A 22,233-nucleotide genomic window follows, 5' to 3' on the forward strand; every position below is an offset into this window, starting at 1 on the left:
CCGGGATCAGTTGACCACTACATCCCCATGTGAAAAAGGTCTTGGCCGGTCTTTCTCCTGAGATCAGCTTGATAGAGCTGCGTGTCAGTCAAAAAATGCGCGTTCATGGGTTTCAATCACAGTCGGCATTTTTTATGATCTTGTTAGATAGGGAGCATAAAGTATTTTCAGGGTGAATATATTCATGCTCTCTACTAGCGCACAATGTTCCCCACACCTGAGGGGTCTGGGAAACATTGGATTTCTGGAAAAATATTTCGCCCTTTGACAGGGGCTGGCCTGGTGAGTATTGATCGAGGAAATGCCTATTCTTCGTCCAGATCTTCTTCGTCGATCAGCCCTTGAACGAAGCGGGTAAAGTTCGAGCAGACCAGCGTTTCGGCTCTGACCTGATTCTCGTCAGGGTTTAGATCGCTATCAAAGCTATCGGTCGTGAAATAGCTGATCGCTCCTGAGTCAAGATTCAGGCAAAAGAAGTTACCACCCCAGTCGTTCGCAAAAGGAAGCAGATGCGCGGGAATAACCTGCTTCTTCAGCATGGATTGATAAGTGGAGAGCAGGGTGGCGGATGTATTGGCAAGGGGCTTGAAGGCAGCAACCTCCAAGGGCTCGTCAAAGGTTTCACCGAGCCAATAGGTCCGCTCCGGAACACCGCCGTTGTACCTGAGATAGTGGTCTCGAAAGGGGGCAGGCAGCTTCTTCCCGATTACAGACTCCAGATTGTCGAGATTTGCCGGGCTAATGGCCGCCTCATCGTTCGAGAATGTGTTTTCGATCATCGTTAATCTCCGCTCATGGGGCGCTCCAACGTTTGGATTTAGATATCTTATTGGCCAACGCTTTGGATCGTTGGCGCAGAAGAGCGTAAACTCACTTGAATGGCGTGATTTTGAACAGTCCGACTGTCGAAATGAGGCTGTTTATCCGGTCTGTTTGTTCTGTGATTTCGTGCTCTATTTTTTCAACAGGATAGGAGGCCTCGGTATCAAAAAATTTTAACTTGAGCAGTGTTATCAGCAATATGATTCGTTCATTGCACTCTGCAATGGCATCACCTTTATCCGCGTAGAATCGTATCTTCTCATCGTCCAGTGTTTCGCCTTCCAAAAAGCGGTTATGCACGCTGAGCTTAACCTTGACTTGCAGTTCGCTGCCGCTGTTCATTGCTTCTAATACGCTTGCCAGCGCGCTGTCGTAAGCAGAAGTCTCGTTACTTTCCTTGGCCAGTAATCCCTTGAGAACTAAAGCACTTTCAACCCATTCCCAATAATCATAGTTATTTTCAAAAGGGACTTCGGCAAGTCGGTCGACGATAAATTTTGCCTGCTCTTTCTCCTTGGTGACGTACAAAACGTAAGCCAGCTTGGAGAACGCTTCCAGACGCAATTTGCTGCTTTTGGTGAATTTTGAAGGAATTTTCTCGAGGTACGTCGCCACGGGGCTGTCGCCTTGGGAAAGAATCTCGAGAACGTCGGTCAGTTTCATAGGGAATCTCCCGAAAATTATTTAACGATAAATTTTACTTTGGTGCCGTCTGGGTAAGGGCTGAGTGCATGGGCAATGGAGGACCCAGCCCCCCGGTTATCACTCGGGTTGATGTACCTGACACTCGCGCCTGCACCACCTTCCTTGAGCATGGCCATGGGGAACTCGTCCCTGTCCTTTCCTTTACGTGCGGGGAACCCTGACAGAGAAGTCTTCCTGTTCTGATCGGCGCCTTTCCTGTTGATAGTGAATATGTCCTTACCTCGTGACTTGATAACACTCTGGATATGGCCAAATGTTTGTCTGTATTGCTTTTTGGTCAGCTCAAGGACGATGTCGTGAGTTTTGCCGTCTCCGGCTTTGACGCTGCATCCCTTGAAGCCCAGCGGATCCAGCCACGTCAGTGGGTTGGGCGCGTACTGATAAAGATTGATCCCGCCAGCCAACCCAATCGGATCCGGCGTCGTAAACCGCCCCACATCCGGATCATAAAACCTGAACGTGTTGTAGTGCAGCCCGGTCTCCCGGTCCAGGTACTGACCCTGGAATCGCAGGTTCTGGTCCTCGATGTAATACGGCTCACGTATTTCTTCAAGGGTGTTGCCCCAGACCCGATACCGCGCCTGCCACACCGTGGCTCCATCCGCTTCGGTCAGTTGCTCGGGTAGGCCATTGAGGTCGTTGTGGTAATAGCGGACCTTCTGCAATTCCCCGCTGCCATCGACCCGGGCCAGCGGTTCATAACCGTTATCGGCATACAGATACAGGCTGGTCTGGCTATTGCGATGTTCCTGCAACAAGCGCAGGCCATCCCAGGTAAAGTGCGTTTCGCCCAGCGGATAGCCGTTGTTGTCGTGCTCGGTCTTGCCGATACGCCGCCCCAGCGGATCGTAGGTCATGCGCACAACGGTTTCCCGCGCACCGTCCTGGTTGCGCACCTCGATCAACCGATGTTCGGCGTCATAGGCAAAGCGTTGCACTCGCTGACTGCCGCTACGCTTCTCGATCATCCGGCCGAAGGCGTCGTAGCGATAACGCTTGTCCTGATAGGTCAGCAGCTTGTTGTGCACCACCAGCCCGGCACTGGCGGACGGGCCGTCCAGCAGGTTGGCGGCGGCGTCGTAGGCGAAGGTTTCGCTTTGGCCCTGCACGCTGTCCTGGCTGGCGATGATCCGACCCGTCGCGTCGTAATGCAGCAACTGGCGTTGGTCGCCCCGTGGCTGGCGGTCGAGGCGGCCGATCAGATTATCGCTGGGGTCGTAGTCGAAATGCTTCTGCGCTGGCGCCGGCAATGCTGATGGCTGGCTGGAAGGGCGGCGCAAGCGTGAGCGCAGGCGTCCAACACGGTCGTATTCGCTGCGGGTGCTGAGCTGGCCCTGGGTGCGCAACACCTCGCGGTGCAGGCGATCACGCTCGAAATCGCTGATAACCCGGCCGTCCAGATTGATCTGGTGCAGATGTCCGCTGCCGTAATACAGCCGGTTGAGCCAACGCCCATCCGGCAGCTGCGTCTGGATCAGATTGCCCAGCTCATCGTAGTGATGCCGTAAGCTACCCGCCGCGCTCTGTTCTTCCTGCAACTGGCCCAGGGCGTCATAAGCAAAGCCGAGCTTTTGTTCATTACCGTCGTTGTCGGTAAAGGTGATGGCGGTGAGTTGGTCCTGCGGGTTGTAGGCGTACTCGGTACGCCCATCATCGGTGACCTTGGCGATCAGCCGACCCACCGCATCACGTTCCAACTGGTGGACGATGGGGGCCACCGGCTGCGTCGGTACCAGCGCTAGCCCATTTCCAAACGGTGCCGGAACGTATTCCACGCGGATCGCGTTATCCAGCATGTCATAGGCATAACAGCGGGCGCTGCCGTCGAGATCGCGTTGTTCGGTCAGGCGGTCGCCGGCATCCCAGGCAAAGCGATAGCTCTCGCCATTCTCATTGGTCAGCGCCTGTAAACGCCCATAGGCGTCATAGCCGAACTGCACCTGCCGGCCATGGGCATCGATGCGTTGGCGTACCTGGCCGCGACGGTCGTATTGATAACCCGTGCTGTGCCCAGCCGGATTGACATAACCGGTAAGTTGGCCGCTGCCGTCGCGCAGGTACTGTTCGACGCGACCGTCCGGCAACTGGCTCTGCAACAGACGACCCTGGGCATCGTGCTGATAGGTCACGCGTTCACCGAGGGCATCGGTGACCACCTGCAGATGACCGCGCCGGTCGTAGCTGAAGGTGGTCGGCGAACCCGAGCAGTCGACATGGCGAATCAACTGCCCCAGGTCGTTCCACTGCAAGGTTTTGCTTTTACCCGTGGCGTCGATGATCTCGACCACCTGACCCTGGGCATCGAAACGGTATTGGGTGACTTGCCCCAGTGGATCGGTCTCGTGGGTGCAGTTGCCGCGCGGGTCGTAGCGGTATTGCCAGCTGTTGCCCGCCGCGTCGGTCTCCACCAGCGGCAGCGACCAGTGTTCCAGCCACAAGGTCGACTCGCTGCGCCCCAACGGATCGACGCTGGCGCTGAGATTGCCCGCTTCGTCGTAGCTGAACTGATGCCGCCCGCCCTGGGGATCGGTGGCGCCGAGCAACTGGCGCTCGTCGTTCCACTCGAAGTGCCAGGTATGGCCGAGGTTGTCGCTGTATTCGGTGATCTGGTGCTGCGGGTTCCAGCGACGGATGCTCACACGCTTCAAGCCATCGGTGACACGGGTGATGCCGTTACTCAGGTCGTAGTCGAATAGATATTCGTCGCCGTCATCGGTCCAGTGGCGAATCACTCGCCACTCAAGGTGTTCGACCTGCGCCCACTGATAGAAACAGCGCAGCCCGGTAGGCAACTGATGTTCGACCATCCGCCGCCCGTTATCGTAGGCAAAGCGCCGTTGCACTTGACCAAGGCTGTCGCGCACTTCGGCCAGGTCGCCGCTGCTGTCGTAGTCGTAGCTGACCAGCACTTCGCGTTGCTGGTCGGCAAATAACCGCTCGATCTGGCTGACACGCCGAGGCCACTGGGTACTGTAGATCAGTTCCACTTGCACCAGATCGAGGGTATCGCGCAGTCGAACCAGCCGCCCCGACTCGTCGTAATCGAGATAGATCCGGTTGTCATTGCGGTCGCCCAGTTGGCTCAGGCGCAGAGTCGAAGGATCGGCCAGGGTCGGTTCGAACAGACGATACAAGCCGTCATCGCTTTCGATCAGCAGTTGTCCATTACCGTTGCGCCGCACCGCGAGGCCGTCCCCCGGACTGAACACCGCGCCGCCCAACGGAATCGGGCCCATATCGATACGTCGCGCCTGTTCATCGGTATAGATCAGCCGCTCGCCGCCTTCGGGATGCACCTCGATACGCACGCCGATTTCATAGGGCAGGCTCCAGCCTGTACCGAGCAATGTGTCGCGACGTTCATCACGACTGTTGTAGAAACGCTGCCAGTCGATGGGCAGGATGCCGGGCAGGACAAAGTCCAGCTCGTCCTCGCTGCCCAGCACCTTGGCGCCCGTCGCGGCATGCACCGGATTCGGCGAACCCGCGATAGCGTTGGTCAGCGCACCGATGGCCTGGCTGGTGACGAAAGAATTGACCCCGGCCAGCAACATGCACGGCAGATTGCTGAGGAACTTGCCCTTGCTGCCCTTGAGCATCATCAGCGCGGTAATCGCCAATCCGACGCCGGGTGTCTTGCCGCTGCGAATCTCGCGCACCACCACCGAACCGCCGCCAATGGTGACATTGGGCGAGATCAGCCCAGCCGAAACCACGGTGGCATCGCAGGTGCTGCGATCGCCACTGCGCACGGCGGGTTGCCCGTTGATGCTGACCTTTTCCGAACCTTCGGCAAGAAACTGCGGCGGCATCGGCGGATGCTTCATGCAGGTCACCAGGTCCAGCGGTTTGGGCACCGCACCGGGTGCCGGTGTCGCCACCGTGGGCCGCCACATCTGCGAGAAAAAGCCCTTGGCCATATCGAGGAAGCCCGGTTCCTCGGCCTTGTCACTCTCGGCGGGAGCGGCGTCTTCGCTCTCGGGCGTGCCCGCCGGAGCCACATGGGACGGCACCGCACCGGCGGCGCGGGCGGCTGGAATCGAGTTGATCAGGGTGTCGGTGGAGCCGCTGAGAATCGTCGCCTGCACCGTGGGCGGAAAGAGGCCGTTGCCGATGTCCTCGCACATCTTGCTCAGGCCCTTGTCGGCGCCGGTCTTGCTCATCGCCACGCCGACAATGACCCCGACCACCGCGCCGAGGACACAGGCGCCCAGCCCGCCGGTCGCAACGGTGATCCCGGTCGCGGCAACCACCGCTGCCGTCGCCAGTGCGGTGATTGCCACATTGGCTGCGACCTCCAGCACACCGCCGAGAATATCGGCCATCATCGAGGTATGGGACAGTCCATCGCCCAGCCGGGCGGCCCACAGTGCGTCAGACATGCACGGCTTCCGTCACACCACCCGGTCGAATTGCAGGGACTGCTTGATCGTCGCCCAATGCGCCGCTTCGGCATCCCCCAACTTGTCAGCCTTGACGTAACTCAGGGCGAGCATCTTGCGGGTGCCCGGCAACACCAGCGCGAGCTGGTACTGGAAGACCTTCTCCGCGCCCTTGCTGAACTGGCTGCGCAGCTCGATGCCATCCACCGACTGATCGGCGCCCAGGCGCACGGCCTGGCCCGGTTGGTAGCGCAGTTCCTGGACCTGTTGCTCCAGGCGCTTGAGCTGGGCGTCGAAGTTGCTTTGCAGGGTTTCACCCTCGGCCAGCTGGCTGCGACTGACGATCAGCGAAGTCCCCAGCTCCGGAAACTTGAGGATATTGATCGAGGCGTCCAGCAGCTCGCTCTCGGGCAGGGCGAACTGGAATTCATTGAGGCGGTAGGTCATGGCTCGCGAATCTCGTTATTTGGGCTTGGGGAACATCGCGTTGACGCTGGCGTCGATGCTGCCTTTGACGCCTTGGCCTTCGGGCGACGCGCCGGGGCCGCCGCCGTTGTTCAGGTGCAGGGTGCCGCCGGTGTTGAACTCGGCATCGCCCGAGGCATGGAAGCTGATCTGCACGCCGCTCAGGTTGATCTGGCCGCTGGCATTCAGTTCCAGCACGCTTTCACCGCAGACCAGGCGCAGGTTTTCGCCGACCTCGATGACATAGCTCTGGCTGATGCTGTCGGTCTTCTTGCGGCCGACCACCAGGATGTCGTCGTCCTTGACCGCGCGCAGGCGCACCGAGCCGATGGTCACCGTCTCGTCGCGCCCCACGCTCTTGTTGCGGTCGTGGCCCACCGCATGGCTCTCGTCGACCTCGACCACGATGTCCTGGTTGCGCTCGGCATGGATGTACAGCTGCTCGGCGCCTTTCTTGTCTTCCATGCGGATTTCGTTGAAGTTGGCCGGGCTGCCGCCCTTGCTCGAACGGCTTTTCATGCCGCTTTGGGTGGCGTTGGCGGGCAGGTCGTAGGGCACCGTCTGTTCGGCGTTGTAGACCCGGCCGGTGATGATCGGCCGGTCGGGATCGCCTTCGAGAAAGCTGACGATGACTTCCTGGCCGATCCGCGGAATCTGCATCGAGCCCCAGTTCTTGCCGGCCCAGGCCTGGGACACGCGAATCCAGCAGGAGCTGTTTTCGTTGGACTGGTCGTGGCGGTCCCAGTGGAAGTGCACCTTGACCCGGCCGAACTGGTCGGTCCAGATTTCCTCGCCGGCCGGGCCCACCACCACGGCGGTCTGCGGGCCTTTGACGGTGGGCCGCGCGGTGTTCGCCAAGGGGCGGAAGCTCTGTTGCGCGTCGATGCAGCTCAGGCTGCTTTCGAACTGCGCGCCGGCCCCTGTCGCGCCGGACTCCAGGTTTTCCTGGGCGATGTAGTAACGGGCGCCGACGATCAGGTACTCGCGATTCTGGTCCTGGCGGCCGAAGCCGGTGAGGCTGAACAAGTGCCCGGAGCCCAGGCCGCGGGCGTTGCCGTTGAGTTCGACCCGTTCATGCAGACTCTGGATCGCTTCGATACGGGTGCGTGCGTAGTGCTCGCCGTCCTGGCTCTGCACGTAGGTGCCGGGGTAGTCGTACAGCGGATAGTCGCCGGCGGTGTGCGGGCGCGGCATGGCCGAGCGCACGTCGATCCGTGCGCTGGGGCGCTGGAAGTCGTAGTCGTTGAGTTCCAGGGAGCCGGGCTGGACTTCCTGGGCCAGGTGCCAGCCGTTGAGGTGGTCGCGCTCGCGATGCTGGCCGTCCGGCGGGTAGTAGGGCAGCGATTCGTAGCCCGGGGCGCTGTGGTGGGCGCCGTAGGCGTCGGCCAGGACCAGCACATGGCGGTCCTTTTCATGGCGGAAGTAGTAGTAGATACCTTCCTGTTCCATCAGCCGGCTGACGAAGTCGAAGCTGCTTTCGCGGTACTGGACGCAGTATTCCCACTCGCGATAGGGCTGGCTGAGGGCGTCTTCGAAGTCTGAGAAGCCGAGGTCGCGGAACACCTGCTTGATGATCTGCGGGATGCTCTGGTGCTGGAAGATCCGGCAGTCGGAGGTACGGGTCAGCAGCCAGAGCCAGGGGCGCAGGGTCACCGAGTAGCTGGCGAACTGGCCCTGGCTGACGTTCTGGCTGCAGCGGGCGACGATGCCGTGGAAGTGGCGCAGGCCGCCCTGGACCTGTAGCGACAGGCTCATGGGCTTGCCCAGCAACTGGTTGAGGTCCAGGGCGCCGTCGTTGGAGGTCAGGTGCAATTCGTAGTCGAACAGCCGCCCCAGCTCCTCGCCGCCGCCGAAATCCTTGAGCAACAGGACATCCGGCCCGAGGGGGCTGTTGATCTGGGCCAGGCGGGTGGCTTGGGTGAATAGCATGGGTTATCTCTGGGTATTGTGGTGTTCGGGCGGGCCTCTTCGCGGGCAAGCTCCGCTCCCACAGGTCTTCTGTCGTACACAAAATACGGGAACGACACAGACACTGTGGGAGCGGAGCTTGCCCGCGAAGACGTCGGATCAGGCGCCCGCGTCGCTGAACTGGTAATGCAATTCGTTATCCCGCTCACTGATCCGCACCCCCGCCAGCGCCTTGCCTTCGAGCATGCGCGTGAGGAATTCGCGGCTCATGTCCGGCAGCAGGCTGTTGGTCAGGATGGTGTCGATCATCCTGCCGCCGCTCTCCGTCTCGGTGCAGCGCGAAACGATCAGGTCCACCACTCCGTCGTCGAAATCGAAGGCCACCTTGTGGGTGCTTTCCACGCGCTTCTTGATCCGTCCCAACTGCAAGCGGGTGATCGCCTTGAGCATGGTGTCGCTCAGCGGATAGTAAGGAATGGTCACCAACCGCCCCAGCAACGCCGGCGGGAAAATCTCCAGCAACGGCTGGCGTAGCGCCTTGGCGATCTCCTCCGGGTCCGGCACGTTGCCGGCGTCCTTGCACAGATGCGAGATCAGTTCGGTACCGGCGTTGGTGGTCAGCAGGATCAGGGTGTTCTTGAAGTCGATCACCCGGCCTTCGCCGTCTTCCATCACGCCCTTGTCGAAAACCTGGAAAAAGATCTCGTGCACGTCCGGGTGGGCCTTTTCCACCTCGTCCAGCAACACCACGCTGTAAGGCTTGCGCCGCACGGCTTCAGTCAGCACGCCACCTTCGCCGTAACCGACATAGCCGGGCGGGGCGCCCTTGAGCGTCGAAACGGTATGAGCTTCCTGGAACTCGCTCATATTGATGGTGATGACGTTCTGCTCGCCGCCGTACATGGCTTCGGCCAGGGCCAGGGCGGTTTCGGTCTTGCCCACGCCCGAGGTGCCAGCGAGCATGAACACGCCGATCGGCTTGCTCGGGTTGTCGAGGCCGGCGCGGGAGGTCTGGATGCGCTTGGCGATCATCCGCAGGGCATGGTCCTGGCCGATGATGCGCTTCTGCAGATGCAGGTCGAGGTTGAGCACGGTTTCCAGTTCGTTGCGGGCCATGCGGCCCACCGGAATGCCGGTCCAGTCGGCCACCACCGAAGCCACAGCCTGATAGTCCACGGTCGGCAGGATCAACGGGGTTTCGCCTTGCAGGGTGCTGAGGCGCTGTTGCAGATCGACCAGTTTTTCCCGCAGCGCGTGGCCCAGCTCGATATCGATGTCCACCACGCCGGCGCTTGCGCGCAGCTCGGCGCGGGTGGCGAGCAGTTCGTCCACCAGGGCTTTCTCATCGGCCCAGCGCACTTCCAGTTCGGCCAGGCGCTCGCGTTCGGCGTTCAACAGGTTCTCGCTGTTGCTGCGTCGCGCGGCGGTATCGACGCCGATGGCATGTTCGCGGGCAATGATCTGCAACTCGATTTCCAGCGCTTCGATACGTCGACGGCTGTCATCCACTTCGGCGGGCACCGCATGCAGGCTGATGGCAACCCGGGCGCAGGCGGTGTCCAGCAGGCTGACGGATTTGTCCGGCAACTGGCGCGCCGGAATATAACGGTGCGACAGCTTGACCGAGGCCTCCAGCGCTTCGTCGAGGATCTGCACCTGATGGTGTTTTTCCATGGTCGAGGCAACGCCGCGCATCATCAGCAGGGCCTTGTCTTCCGACGGCTCGGCGACCTGCACCACCTGGAAACGGCGGGTCAGGGCCGGGTCTTTCTCGATGTGTTTCTTGTACTCGGCCCAGGTGGTCGCGGCCACGGTGCGCAAGGTGCCACGGGCCAGTGCCGGTTTCAGCAGGTTGGCCGCGTCACCAGTGCCGGCGGCGCCACCGGCACCCACCAGGGTGTGGGCTTCGTCGATAAACAGGATGATCGGCTTGGGCGAGGCCTGGACGTCTTCGATGACCTGGCGCAGGCGCTGTTCGAACTCGCCTTTCATGCTTGCGCCGGCCTGCAGCAGGCCGACATCGAGGCTGCGCAGCTCCACATCTTTCAGGGCTGGCGGCACGTCGCCGGCGACGATGCGCAGGGCAAAGCCTTCGACCACGGCGGTCTTGCCGACGCCGGCTTCGCCCGTGAGGATCGGGTTGTTCTGGCGCCGACGCATCAGGATATCCACCAACTGGCGAATCTCCTCATCGCGACCGACGATAGGGTCGAGCTTGCCGCTGCGGGCTTGCTCGGTCAGGTCCACGGTAAAACGCTTGAGGGCTTCCTGCTTGCCCATGGCGCTGGGGGCCATGGCGCCGCTGGCTTCGCCCGGCACCGCCCCGGCGGTGAAGCCGTCGCTGGCACCCAGGTGATTTTCCGGCGAGTCGCCGACATATTCGTCAAAGCGTTCGCTCAGGGCCTCGACCTTGATCTTGTCGAACTCCGACGACAGCGCCAGCAAGGCATGGCGCAGGCTCGGGGTCTTGAGGATGCCGAGTATCAGGTAGCCGGTGCGTACCTGGCTTTCGCCGAACATCAGGCTGCCATAGACCCAGCCGCGTTCCACGGCTTCTTCGACGTGGGACGAGAGGTCGGTGATCGAGGTCGAGCCGCGCGGCAGGCGGTCCAGGGCGTCGGTCAGGTCGCGGGCCAGGCGCGCCGGTTCGATGTTGAACTGGCGGATCAGGCGGTGCAGGTCCGAGTCCTGCAATTGCAGCAACTGATGCAGCCAGTGGCTCAGTTCCACATACGGATTGCCCCGCAGTTTGCAGAACACCGTGGCGGCTTCGATGGCCTTGTAGGCAACGCTGTTGAGTTTGCCGAATAACGCGGCGCGGCTGATTTCACCCATGGTCCGGGCTCCTTGAATGGTGGGCCGAGGTGGCCTGATCGGCGTAGTGCCGGGCCAGGATCAGGTCCTTGGCGTCTTCTTGGGGTTGGCCGAGCCAGGTGTTGAAACCCAGGCGGAATTGGCCGTTGAGTTGCAGCTTGGGCACTTGCGGCTGTTCCAGGACCAGGTTCAGGTCCCAGTCCAGCTCGTGCCCCAGGTATTCGGCGACCCAGGCCACCAGGTGGCGGAAGGGTTCACCGTCGGGCAGCAGGCCCATGTAGTCGGCCAGCTTGAGCGGGCCGACGCGGATGCGGAATTTGTGCTGGCGGTCCCAGACATGCTGGCCCATGCAGAAGTCGACGCCCAGCTGGTGCGCGCTGACGCCGACACGGCTGCGCTCCGGCAGGTGCAGCCATTGGCCGACGTACTCCTCGATCTGCACCGGCAGCCCGAAATACTCCTGGAGGATGGCGCGCAGGCCGTCGGGGTAGCGGGTCTGGGCGGCGAGGTGGCCGCTGAAGTGCAGCTTGGCGGTGTCCGGGATCAGCCCCTGTTTCAGCAGGCTGGGCATGCCCCGGCCACTGAGGGCGGCCAGGCGCGCGGACCAGTAGTCGTCGTCCGGGCGGTCATGGCTGACGGTCGGCCGCGCTTCGGCCCAGGCCCGGTAGAACAGGCTCAGCAGGCGATGGTGGAACACATCGAGGAAGCGCTTGCTGGTGCTGTCGGCATTGTTGCGCTGGCGCTCGCGCATGTACTCGGTCAGGTGCAGCGGCAACGGGCCGTTGGGGCCGCCGAGGCCGAAGAAGAACTGTTCGAGTCGCGCCGGTGTGGTCTCGCTGGCCGGTGTCATCGACGCCAGGGTCGCCGGGGCGAAGGCGCAGTCGAGCTGCTGGCCGAGGCGCAGCGGGTCGTCGCTCAGGCGCTGGGAATGGCCGAAGCGCGGCAGGTGCGGCGATTCGCACTCGATACGCCGCAATGCCTGGAAGAAGTCGTATTCCCAGGGTTCGGCCTGCATCGCCGTGAGCGTGCTCACAGGGTCGGACGGCGTCCGGGCTTGGCTTTCCATCGCATGATCTCGCCGCGTTCGGTGGTACGGATCACCGTCTCGGTAAAACTGTTGATCGACACGTAGCGTGCCAGGAAGCGTTCGAACACCGCGCCGAGGAGGAACACCCCGGTGCCGCGAAACGCGTTTTCATCGAACTCCAGGGTGATCTCCAGGCCACGGCCGAAGACGATCGGCCCGGGCATCGGCAGGCGCCGGGTACAGGGTTTGCTGCTGACCTCGCGCAGGCCCTCGATCTGCAATTGCAGGGCGGCGTCGTTGCTTTCGCCATACAGGCGCAGCAATTCGCGCAGGGCGGCGGCACCCTGGCCGGCTTCGCTCAGCGACAGGTAGTTCAGCGACAGCTGGCTGATCAGGCGCCAGGCCTGGTTGTCGTGGGCATGGCTGGCCTTTGGGCGACTGGGGCCGGCCAGGCAGCGGATTGCCGAGACCGGCGCGCTGTCGGCCAGGGTGAAGTCGCTCTTGCCGCTGCCGACGTTCATGAACAGCGGCAGGTCGCGGTTGGTGCACAGGGCGCTGACGCCCAGCTGGCGCAGGTCGTGGCCGTAGGGCGCCTGGCGGTTGTCCACCAGGCTGATGAAGGTTTCACTGCCGACGTAGGTCGAGCGGGTGCCTTTGCGCCGTTGTTCGCTGGACAGCACCCGTGGTTCGCGACGCAGGGTGTAGTAGGCCTGGTCGCGGCCATAACGGGATGGATCACGCACGGCATAGAACGGCAGGAACGGCTGGTCGGGCCCGGTGCCGTGGCCGGTGACGCCGGTCAGCGAGTGGATCTCGAAGTCCATGGGCCGGGTGCGGTCGGCGATCACATGGTGTTCGTTGACCCGCTCGGACAGGTGGATACGGTCCACCCGACGTGGGAACAGGTTGATCGCCGGGGTGCAGAAGGGCACGAACTGCGCGGCGCCGACGCTGCTTTCCAGGCTCGGGTCAAAGCGCTCGAAGAGCACGATCAGTTCCAGTTCCTGGCCGGCGCAGCGTTTGACCGCGCGGCCCAGTTCGGCGAATTCGACGAACAGGTAGCGCTGGGGCAGGGCGAAGTATTCCTGCAGCAGCCGATAGCCCTGGAAGGCTTGTGCCACCACCGGCATCGCCGCTTCGCGGTCGTCGAAGCCGCAGGCGCGCAGGGCATCGGCGGGCAGGCGTTCGACCCAATCCCCACCGGGGGCACGGGCGAACACCGCGCAGGCATTGCCCAGCAGTTGCTCGTAGAGGCGAAACGGCTGCTCGTCGGCACCGTTGAGGTAGAGCGGCAGGCTGTCCAGGTCGAGCTGGTTGAACGGCAGTTCGGCGCCGCTGCGCAGGGTCAGGCGCAGGCCGGCCTTGGCCTTCGGCTCGCTGGCGGCCAGGCGCCCGAGCACCGCCGACGGGTTGCCGAAGTACTCGGCATGGCTGACCTGCAACGGCCACAGCGTCACCGCGTGGGCGCTGCGGTACTCGCAGGAAGTCTGGGTGTCCTTGCCCAAGGTGGCGCGCAACACGCTGTCCCGGGGCAGGGTGAAACCGCCGGCCAGGGAGCCTTCGTCCGGATCGGTCTGCAACTGCACCACGGTCATCGACGGTGTCGGCGCCAGGTAGTGCGGGTAGGCGATTTCCAGCAGGTTGTGGGTGAAGGTCGGGTATTCGGCATTGAGCTTGAGCTGCACCCGCGCGGTGAGGTAGGCGAAACCTTCCAGCAGGCGCTCGACGTAGGGGTCGGCGCAATCGAGCCCGGACAGCGTCAGGCGTCCGGCGATCTTCGGGTATTCCTTGGCGAACTCGGCGGCGCTTTCGCGCACGTGTTGCAGCTCCTGGTTGTACAGGTCGAGCAGGCGCGGGTTCATGAACGTCTCCGTTGCTCGGCGGGCACCACGCGGACATGGCCGGATTCCAGGTCGAGGTCGGTGCGCAGCAGCAGCGGCAATGAGGCCGGCAATGCCCAGAGATCGCCTTCGATCTCGAAGCTCAGGGCGTTGTGGTTCATCTCGCCGTGGGCGACCTGGGCCCGGACCCGCAGCGTATGGCTGAGGATGCGCGGTTCGAAGGTGGTGATGGCGGTGTGGATCAGGCCTTCGAGGGCGGCCACATCGATGCTCGACGCGCTGTTGCCCGCCAGCGCCGGCAGGCCGTAGTTGATCACCGAAGTGCCGGCCGGGGTGTGCAGGGTGGCGTCGGCGTCGAGCAGGCTGGTGCTGTTGAGCAGCCAGGTCAGGTCACGCAGCACCGAGGCCTTGAGTTGGCTCAGGGACAGCACGCGTTTGTCGCTGCCTTCCTGGAGAGTGCCCGGTTCGTCGTCGGTCAGGCGGTCGAGCAGCGACGGTTGCAGGCGTTCGCGCAGGGTGAGGTCGCTCGCCACGTTGCTCATCGCGCGACGTCACAGGGGCTGGACACTGCGCGGCGGCAGCGCCACTGAACGGGAAACGAAGGCTTGGCCATGCTCGGACACCGGGAATGAATCGAATTCGGGGTAACACCGCACGCCCCCGACGCTGAGCGCCAGGGGCGCAGGGGTCAGAGCTTGATGTTCGAGCGGATGTTCCAGCCGAACTTGACCGGGCCGCCTTGCTTGGAGCCGTCGGCTTTCTGCTCCTGGTACTCGACCTTGACCTGGGCGAAGTTCAGGGTGACGTTTTCGGTCAGGCGATCATCGCTGCCCGAACCGCCGGTGCTCAGGGAAGTGACCAGCACTTCTTCCAGGTCGATCTTCATGTACTCGACCTGGCTTTCGCCGCCGGCCTTGCGCACCACCAGGGTGACCTTGTCGATGTGCTTGCCGCTGGCGCAATGCATCATCAGGTTCGGCGAAGCCTTGTCGACGTACTTGGTCAACGACAGGTCTTGGATATTGACCTTGCCGGCACCACCGCCACCGCCCATATGCATGTTGCCGGACTGGGACATGCCCCAGCTCCAGTTGAGGACGTCGATTTCCTCTTTGTGGGCCTTGTCCTGGGACTCGCCCTTGATGTCGCCGATCTTGATGAAGATATCAACAGCCATGTTTTCTCCAGTGTGGTCTTCACCACGATGTGATTAGCCAGGACCCGCCGCGTGGGGGCGGGTGCGCTGTGGTTGCGGGTTTGGGCTTACGCCCCTTTTGCCGACGGCAGTTTCGAGACCAGGCGCAACGAAACGGTCAGGCCTTCGAGCTGGTAGTGCGGGCGCAGGAAGAACTTGGAGGTGTAGTAACCCGGGTTGCCCTCGACGTCCTCGACCACCACTTCCGCCGCGGCCAGTGGGTGCTGGGCCTTGGTGGTTTCGGTGGAGTGGGCCGGATCGCCGTCCACGTAGTTGAGGATCCAGTCCTGCAACCAGCGCTGCATCTCGTCCTTCTCTTTGAACGAGCCGATCTTGTCGCGCACGATGCACTTGAGGTAATGGGCAAAGCGGCAGGTGGCGAACAGGTACGGCAGGCGCGCGGCCAGGTTGGCGTTGGCGGTGGCGTCCGGGTCGTCGTATTCGGCCGGTTTCTGCAGCGACTGGGCGCCGATGAACGCGGCGAAGTCGGTGTTCTTCTTGTGCAGCAGCGGCATGAAGCCGTTTTTCGCCAACTCGGCTTCGCGACGGTCGGAAATCGCGATTTCGGTCGGGCACTTCATGTCCACGCCACCGTCATCGGTGGGGAAGGTGTGGGCCGGCAGGTTCTGCACTTCGCCGCCGGATTCGACGCCGCGAATCCGCGAGCACCAGCCGTAGTGCTTGAACGAACGGTTGATGTTCGCCGCCATGGCGTAGGCCGCGTTGGCCCAGGTGTACTTGGCGCTGTCGGCGCCGTCGGTGTCTTCTTCGAAGGCGAAGGCTTCCACCGGATCGGTCTTGGCGCCATAGGGCAGGCGTGCCAGGAAGCGCGGCATGGTCAGGCCGATGTAGCGCGAGTCTTCCGATTCACGCAGCGAACGCCAGCCGGCATATTCCGGGGTGGTGAAGATCTTGGTCAGGTCGCGGGGGTTCGACAGTTCCTGCCACGAGCCCATGCCCATCACGGTCGGCGAAGCGGCGGCAATGAACGGCGCGTGCATCGCCGCGCAGACCTTGGACAGCTCGCCGAGCAGCTCGACATCCGGTGGCGACTGGTCGAAGTAGTAGTCGCCCACCAGGCAGCCGTAAGGCTCGCCGCCGAACTGGCCGTATTCCTCTTCGTACATTTTCTTGAAGATCGGGCTCTGGTCCCAGGCCGTGCCCTTGAATTTCTTCAGGGTCTTGTGCAGCTCCGGCTTGGCGATGTTCAGCACGCGGATCTTCAGCTGTTCGTCGCTTTCGGTGTTGTTGACCAGGTAGTGCAGGCCGCGCCAGGCGCTTTCCAGCTGCTGGAACTCAGGGTGATGGATCACCTGGTTGACCTGCGCGGTGAGCTTGGCGTCAATGGCGGCGATGATCGATTCGATGGACTTGATGGCGTCGTTGGACGCCAGGTCGGTCTGCGCCAGGGCCTGTTCGGCCAGGGTGCGCACGGCGCCCTCGACGGCTTCGCGGGCGCGCTCGGTCTTGGGTTTGAATTCCTGCATCAGCAGGTTGGCGAATTCGCTGGGCTCGGTGCTGGTGCCGGGCAACGCCTGGTTGTCTTGCTGCAACTGGGTCATGATCGTTCGTCCTGATTAAGCGCTGGGCTCGGAGTCCTGGGGCTTTGGCGCACTCGCCAGGGCCTGGAGCAACGCCGGATCCTTGATGGCCTTCATGATGATTTCTTCGGCGCCGGTCTTGCCGTCCATGTAGGTCAGCAGGTTGGCCAGTTGAGTGCGGGCTTCGAGCAGCTTGTTCAGGGCGTCGACCTTGCGCGCGACGTTGGCCGGGCTGAAGTCCTCCAGGCTTTCGAAGGTGATGTCCAGGCTCAGGTTGCCTTCGCCGGTCAATTCGTTCGGCACGTGGAACGCCACCCGTGGCTGCATGGCCTTGAGGCGCGAGTCGAAATTGTCGACGTCGATTTCCAGGAACTTGCGGTCGGCCACCGCTGGCAGCGGTTCGGCGGGCTTGCCGGCGAGGTCGGCCATCACGCCCATGACGAAGGGCAACTGGACCTTTTTCTCGGCGCCGTAGAGTTCTACGTCGTACTCGATCTGGACCCGTGGCGCGCGGTTGCGCGCAATGAATTTCTGAGAGCTGGTGTTCGCCACGTTGTTGCTCCTGGTCGCTCAAGCGACGGTGTTGGCGTTATCGGTGGTTGCCGTTAACTAAGCGGCGCGGTCTCGGCGGGCTTAGTCGCCCTCGGGGCCCCGCAGGTTTTCAAATTGGGACAGGCCGTCGGGAATCAGGTTGCGCACGATGGTCGCGAAGTCGGCGTGCACTAGGTTTTTCGCCCGGTTCAACAGCACCGGCAGCGGGCTGGAGGGCTCGTGGCGGGCGTAGTAGTTCAGCAGACGCTCGAGGCTGCGCAGGACATCGTCGCGGTTGCCGATCTCGCCCGGTGGCGCGCCGCGCGGGGCGATCGGGGCGGCGCTGTCTTCGCCATGCACGGCGGGGGCCGGCTCGGATGCGTTCGCGGTCGATTCGCCGGTGTCAGTGCCGGGCGCGTATTCGGCGAGGATCTGCAAGGCCAGCTTGAGCGGCTGGCGCAGGGCGCTGAGATCCACGCCTTCGGCCGAACCGACCTGGTCGCTGACGAAACGCTCGATGGCGTCGACGGCGCCACGGGCTTCGTTGAGCGCGGTGCGTACGGCGGCAAGCTGCTCGGGGTCGCTGTCGCGCAGGGCGCCGGACAGTTCGTCGGCGTTCAGGCTTTCGTCGGAGAAACCTTGCAGGCCGCTGGCATTCAGCGCCGCGCGCAGGGTCACGGTGCCGAAGGCCCGGGAGCGGGTCAGCACGCTTTCGCGCAACAGGCGGATATTGGTTTCGCAGGCCAGCCCCGAGAGCGCGTTGATCCGCACCGTGGGGTCGTTGTCGTCATCGGCATCGAGCAGCGGATAGAGTTCGGCCCAGTAATGCTGGAGCATCTGGCTGACCAGGGCCAGGGCATTGGCGAGTCCCGGAAAACCGTCGAGGGCCAGGGCGCTTTGCACGAGAAAATGGCTGATGCGCAGGTCTTTGCTGCGTTGCAGGAGCGCCGTGCTCGACTGCTCGATGGCGCGCCACGCCGGCGGTTCGGCCGCTTGCACCGAGTCGCCCATGATGCGCTCGGGTTTACCTTGGGCATCACGCTCCAATTGCAAGAATTGCGCGTCATATTCCAGATCCTCGCCACAAGGCGAGTTCGCTGAAACAGCGGCGAGCAACAACGGCACATCCACCAAATTCGATCTCCTTATCGGCCTGCTGGATAGTCAGGCATTTGTTCCGAAAGTTCCTTCAGAAAACTCTCATATTTCTCGTGGGTATATACAGGGTGATATCATTGAGCTATCACTTGTAAACAAGAAGTTGTGCATTTTTGGTGTAGTAGTTATAGCTTGTCAAGGTAAGCTATCGGCCCTTTGTTACCGTTGTGACACACTCGTCAAGGCTGTCGACTGCTGAGTCAGAGCGTGTGCGTTTTTAATAATTTTGTAGGTAGAATTCGCTAGATTCGGCGAACTGGCTGAAAAAGATAGGTTTTTTAGCGGATTTTCGTGGCCATGGCGGGGCTCGGCGCAAGGTGTTTGTGCCGGGTGGCTCGCGCGTGGATGTACTGCAAGGAGGCGCAATGTCGCTGTGTTTGACTATCACTAGTTATCACAAGATCACCCCTGGTCAATGTCCGGAGAAATCCATGGACACCGGGGTGATGGCAATTGGCCGTAGTTCCGAGAATGACTGGGTTCTTCCCGATCCGGAGCGGCTGGTTTCCTCGAAACATTGCGTTATTCAATACAAGGATGGTCGTTACTATCTGACGGACACCAGTACCAATGGCGTGGAGTTAGTTCAGGCCGGTATTCGTTTGCGTCGAGGTAACAGCGAACCGTTGCAGGACGGCGAGATCATCCGCATCGGTGAATACGAGATCCGTGCGCGTATCGATTTCAACCTGCAGCTGGCCCGGGACAGCCTGTCGGGGGGCGATTCGTCCAACAGTTTCGAAGCGCTGATGGGGCGCGCGGCCGCTGTTCCGGCCGCCTCGCCGGTGAGCACCCCGGCCGCGCATTTCCAGGGCGGTTCGGCGATGGATACGCTGCCGGACCTGTTTGATTTCCTGGCGCCGGCGAGCGTGCCTCCGGCGACCCAGTCGGACCATGTGCCGGCGCAGCAGCATGACTTTCGACCGCCCACGCCGGTGATCAGCCCGGCACCCGTGGTGCTGCCGAAAGCGCCGGGCGCCGGGGTGATTCCCGAAGACTGGGACTTGTTTGGCGACACGCCCAAGGCGCCGGCCAGCGCGCCGATTGCGGCGCCTGTTCCTGTGGCGATTGCCGAGGCTGTCGCCGAGCCGACACCGATTCCCATGCCCACGCCGACAGTGGCCCCGGTCAGCCAGCCGGCACCCGTGGCGGTGTCGAGCGGTGCGCCCCAAGCCGATTTGCTGCAAGCCTTCCTGCGTGGCGCCGGCCTCGACCAGTTGCGTATCGACACCGCCCAGGTGGAGGCGCAGATGGAAGCCATCGGCCGCAGCTACCGGCTGATGGTCGAGGGCCTGATCGATGTGCTGCGGGCCCGCAGCAGTCTCAAGGGCGAGTTCCGCATGCAGCAGACGCTGATCCGCCCGGTGGAAAACAACCCGCTGAAATTCGCCCCGAATGCCGATGAAGCGCTGCTCCTGCTGCTGCGTCATGGCAACCAGGCGTTTATGGCGCCGGACCAGGCGGTCAGCGACAGTTTCGATGACCTGCGGGCGCACCAGATGGCGGTGATGGCGGGTGTCGAGGCGGCGATCAAGCACCTGCTCAAGCGTTTTGAACCGTCGGCGCTGGAGACCCGCATGGGCAAGCCCGGTGGGTTGTCGAACCTGTTCAGCGGTTCGCGCCAGGCCCAGTACTGGCAGCAGTTCACCGAGCTGTACACGAATATTTCCCGTGAGGCCGAAGAGGATTTCCAGGACCTGTTTGGGCGGGAGTTCAGTCGGGCTTACGAGGAGCACAGTGCGCGGTTGCGCAAGCGTTTGTAGTTGCGGGGTTGTCTGAGCGGTGGGTGGCGATCTTGAGGGCCTCTTCGCGGGCAAGCCCTGCTCCTACAGTGTTGTGTCGTACACAGATTTTGTGTTCGGCGGCGAACTGTAGGAGCAGGGCTTGCCCGCGAAGAGGCCAGTACAGGCACCCCAGCTCTAGAAGGTTGTCTGCAAAACAGGATTTAACGGAAAGTTCATAACGTCATTGAGGACGCAGGATGATTCACCGAGTTTTACTGGCCGCAGCCCTTACGCTGCTGCTCGGCGCATGTGCCAAGGACGCGGCTGCCCCAGCGCCTGCTGACGCCCCCGTGGCCGACAGCGCTACCGCTTCCCTGCATTTCCACGCCATTGGCGGGCTCAACCCCGGCGCCGACGGCGTGCCCGCACCCGTGCGCGTGCGGATTTTCGAGTTGAAGAACAGTGCCAACTTCAACCGCGCCGACTACTTCGCCCTGGCCGACCGCGCCCAGGCGACCCTCGGCGCCGACCTGATCGACCAGGATGAAGTCCTGGTCCAGCCCGGCGAGCAACTGGATATCGAACGAGCCCTCAACCCCGCGACCCGCCAGGTCGGCCTGGTGGTGGGCTATCGCGAAGTCGACCAGGCGCTCTGGCGCACGCTGCTGACCATCGCGCCCAAGCAGCTCAACGACTATCAGATCAGCCTCGATGTGCGCGCCGTACGCAGCGCCATTGTCGTGACCCCAACCCGCACCGCCCCCTAGGCAAACGGAGAAGCCATGTCCTGGAACAATCGAGTGGTCTGGTCGGAAGGCATGTTCATCGGAACGCAGCACTTCCAGCAGCATGACCGCTATCTGGAGAACCTGATCGACGCGCGCAGCCGACCCTTGGCCGTCGGTGCCTGGGGTTTTTCCGAGCTGCTGATCGACCAGGGTTTGCTGGCCCAGGGCAAGCTGGCCATCGTCTCGGCCCGGGGCCTGCTGCCGGATGGCACGCCGTTCAATATCCCTCACGATGACCTGGCACCGAGCCCGCTGACCATCGATGAAAGCCTGCGCGACGGCCTGGTCTACCTGGCCTTGCCGCTCAAGCGCGCCGGCTCGCGGGACACCGTCGACGAAGGCGAGGCGCTGGGTGGTGCGCGTTACCTGAGCCAGGTCCGCGAAGTCCGTGACGATAACGCGCCGTTCGAGAACCGCGCGCCGGTGGCCTTGGGTTCGCGGGCCTTGCGTCTGTTGACCGCCGAAGATGGCCTGGGCGATTACGCCGCCATCGGTCTGGTGCGGGTCAAGGAAAAGCGCGCCGACCGCGCCCTGGTCCTCGACGACAGCTATGTGCCGCCGGTACTTGATGTGACCGCGAGCAAGCCGCTGACGGCGTTTCGCAGCGAACTGCTGGGCCTGCTGCACCAGCGTGGCGAAGCCCTGGCCGGGCGCGTGGTGGCCTCGGGCGCCGGCGGTGCCTCGGAGATTGCCGATTTCATGCTGCTGCAACTGGTCAACCGCGCCCAGCCGCTGATCAGCCACCTGAGCCAGATCAGTCCCCTGCACCCGGAGCGCCTGTACAGCGAGCTGGTCAGCCTGGCCGGCGAGTTTGCCACCTTCTCCAGCAGCGGTCGGCGCCCGGCCACGTTCCCGGCGTATCAACACGATGATCTGGCGTTGAGCTTCGCGCCGGTCATGCAGGCCCTGCGCGAAGCCCTGTCGATGTTGATCGACAGCAAGGCGACGCCGATTCCGATTGTCGAGAAAGCCTATGGCATCCACGTCGCGATGCTGGCGGACCGCGGCCTGATCGACAACGCCAGCTTCATCCTCGTGGTGCGCGCCGATATCCCCAGCGAAACCCTGCGCGGGCGCTTCGCCCAGCAGAGCAAGGTCGGTTCGGTGGAGCACATCCGCGACCTGGTCAACCTGCAACTGCCGGGCATCGGCCTGCTGCCGCTGCCGGTGGCGCCACGACAGATTCCGTTCCATGCCGGGTCGACCTACTACGAACTCGACCGCGGCAGTGAGCACTGGAAGCAACTGGTGAATTCCGGCGGCTTCGCCTTCCATGTCGCCGGTGATTTTCCCGGCTTGAACCTGGCCTTCTGGGCAATCCGAGGATAAGCC

Annotated in this window: 16 protein-coding genes; 3 read left to right on the forward strand and 13 right to left on the reverse strand. The window is 62.7% G+C overall.

The annotated features are described in order from the left end of the window. Positions 1–305 precede the first annotated feature (305 nt). The 13 genes from HX830_RS13700 to tssA all read right to left on the reverse strand — a co-directional run bounded on the left by HX830_RS13700 (position 306) and on the right by tssA (position 18,362). Positions 306–779 carry an SMI1/KNR4 family protein gene (locus HX830_RS13700; RefSeq protein ID WP_177100744.1) on the reverse strand — a complete coding sequence of 158 codons (474 nt, stop codon included), beginning with the start codon at positions 777–779 and terminating at the stop codon, positions 306–308. A gap of 91 nt (positions 780–870) precedes the next feature. Beyond that, positions 871–1,485 (reverse strand): DUF6707 family protein, encoded by a 615-nt coding sequence (locus tag HX830_RS13705; protein WP_177100746.1) that lies wholly within the window; start codon positions 1,483–1,485, stop codon positions 871–873. A 17-nt stretch (positions 1,486–1,502) separates the two neighbouring features. After that, entirely contained in the window at positions 1,503–5,909 is a 4,407-nt protein-coding gene (locus tag HX830_RS13710) for an RHS repeat-associated core domain-containing protein (RefSeq protein ID WP_177100748.1), read from the reverse strand. A 12-nt stretch (positions 5,910–5,921) separates the two neighbouring features. Next, entirely contained in the window at positions 5,922–6,356 is a 435-nt protein-coding gene (locus HX830_RS13715; RefSeq protein WP_100939801.1) for a DcrB-related protein, read from the reverse strand. A 15-nt stretch (positions 6,357–6,371) separates the two neighbouring features. After that, positions 6,372–8,303: a type VI secretion system Vgr family protein gene (locus tag HX830_RS13720; RefSeq protein ID WP_103499387.1), complete on the reverse strand. Its 1,932-nt coding sequence runs from the start codon at positions 8,301–8,303 to the stop codon at positions 6,372–6,374. Between the two features lie 138 nt (positions 8,304–8,441). Further along, positions 8,442–11,117 (reverse strand): type VI secretion system ATPase TssH, encoded by a 2,676-nt coding sequence (gene tssH / locus HX830_RS13725; protein WP_177100750.1) that lies wholly within the window; start codon positions 11,115–11,117, stop codon positions 8,442–8,444. Beyond that, positions 11,110–12,162 carry a type VI secretion system baseplate subunit TssG gene (gene tssG / locus HX830_RS13730; RefSeq protein ID WP_177100752.1) on the reverse strand — a complete coding sequence of 351 codons (1,053 nt, stop codon included), beginning with the start codon at positions 12,160–12,162 and terminating at the stop codon, positions 11,110–11,112. Before tssG ends, tssH begins: the two co-directional genes overlap by 8 nt. Next, complete coding sequence (gene tssF / locus HX830_RS13735) at positions 12,126–13,985, reverse strand: type VI secretion system baseplate subunit TssF (RefSeq protein WP_177100754.1); 1,860 nt, start codon at positions 13,983–13,985, stop codon at positions 12,126–12,128. The genes tssG and tssF overlap by 37 nt, the downstream gene beginning before the upstream one ends. Next, on the reverse strand, positions 13,982–14,506 hold the full coding sequence (tssE, locus tag HX830_RS13740; protein WP_218171289.1) for a type VI secretion system baseplate subunit TssE: 525 nt from the start codon (positions 14,504–14,506) through the stop codon (positions 13,982–13,984). The genes tssF and tssE overlap by 4 nt, the downstream gene beginning before the upstream one ends. Before the next feature lie 146 nt (positions 14,507–14,652). Next, positions 14,653–15,141, reverse strand: a complete 489-nt coding sequence (locus tag HX830_RS13745; protein ID WP_103495522.1) for an Hcp family type VI secretion system effector — start codon at positions 15,139–15,141, stop codon at positions 14,653–14,655. A gap of 86 nt (positions 15,142–15,227) precedes the next feature. Continuing rightward, positions 15,228–16,721: a type VI secretion system contractile sheath large subunit gene (gene tssC / locus HX830_RS13750; protein WP_177100756.1), complete on the reverse strand. Its 1,494-nt coding sequence runs from the start codon at positions 16,719–16,721 to the stop codon at positions 15,228–15,230. 15 nt (positions 16,722–16,736) lie between these two features. Beyond that, on the reverse strand, positions 16,737–17,252 hold the full coding sequence (gene tssB / locus HX830_RS13755) for a type VI secretion system contractile sheath small subunit (RefSeq protein ID WP_103495520.1): 516 nt from the start codon (positions 17,250–17,252) through the stop codon (positions 16,737–16,739). An 81-nt stretch (positions 17,253–17,333) separates the two neighbouring features. Further along, positions 17,334–18,362 carry a type VI secretion system protein TssA gene (tssA, locus tag HX830_RS13760; protein WP_177100758.1) on the reverse strand — a complete coding sequence of 343 codons (1,029 nt, stop codon included), beginning with the start codon at positions 18,360–18,362 and terminating at the stop codon, positions 17,334–17,336. Positions 18,363–18,754: 392 nt separating this feature from the next. Here tssA and tagH point away from each other — a divergent pair, with 392 nt between their 5' ends. The 3 genes from tagH (at position 18,755) to tssK (ending at position 22,230) form a co-directional block, all read left to right on the forward strand. Next, positions 18,755–20,152, forward strand: coding sequence for a type VI secretion system-associated FHA domain protein TagH (tagH, locus tag HX830_RS13765; protein ID WP_177100760.1), 1,398 nt, complete (start codon positions 18,755–18,757; stop codon positions 20,150–20,152). A 218-nt stretch (positions 20,153–20,370) separates the two neighbouring features. Continuing rightward, positions 20,371–20,880, forward strand: a complete 510-nt coding sequence (tssJ, locus tag HX830_RS13770; protein WP_177100762.1) for a type VI secretion system lipoprotein TssJ — start codon at positions 20,371–20,373, stop codon at positions 20,878–20,880. A 15-nt stretch (positions 20,881–20,895) separates the two neighbouring features. Then, the gene (gene tssK, locus HX830_RS13775; protein WP_177100764.1) at positions 20,896–22,230 is read left to right on the forward strand and encodes a type VI secretion system baseplate subunit TssK; all 1,335 of its coding nucleotides are present in this window, start codon (positions 20,896–20,898) and stop codon (positions 22,228–22,230) included. The last annotated feature ends 3 nt before the right edge of the window (positions 22,231–22,233 follow it).

Source organism: Pseudomonas gingeri, from assembly GCF_013385425.1.
Classification (GTDB): domain Bacteria; phylum Pseudomonadota; class Gammaproteobacteria; order Pseudomonadales; family Pseudomonadaceae; genus Aquipseudomonas; species Aquipseudomonas gingeri_D.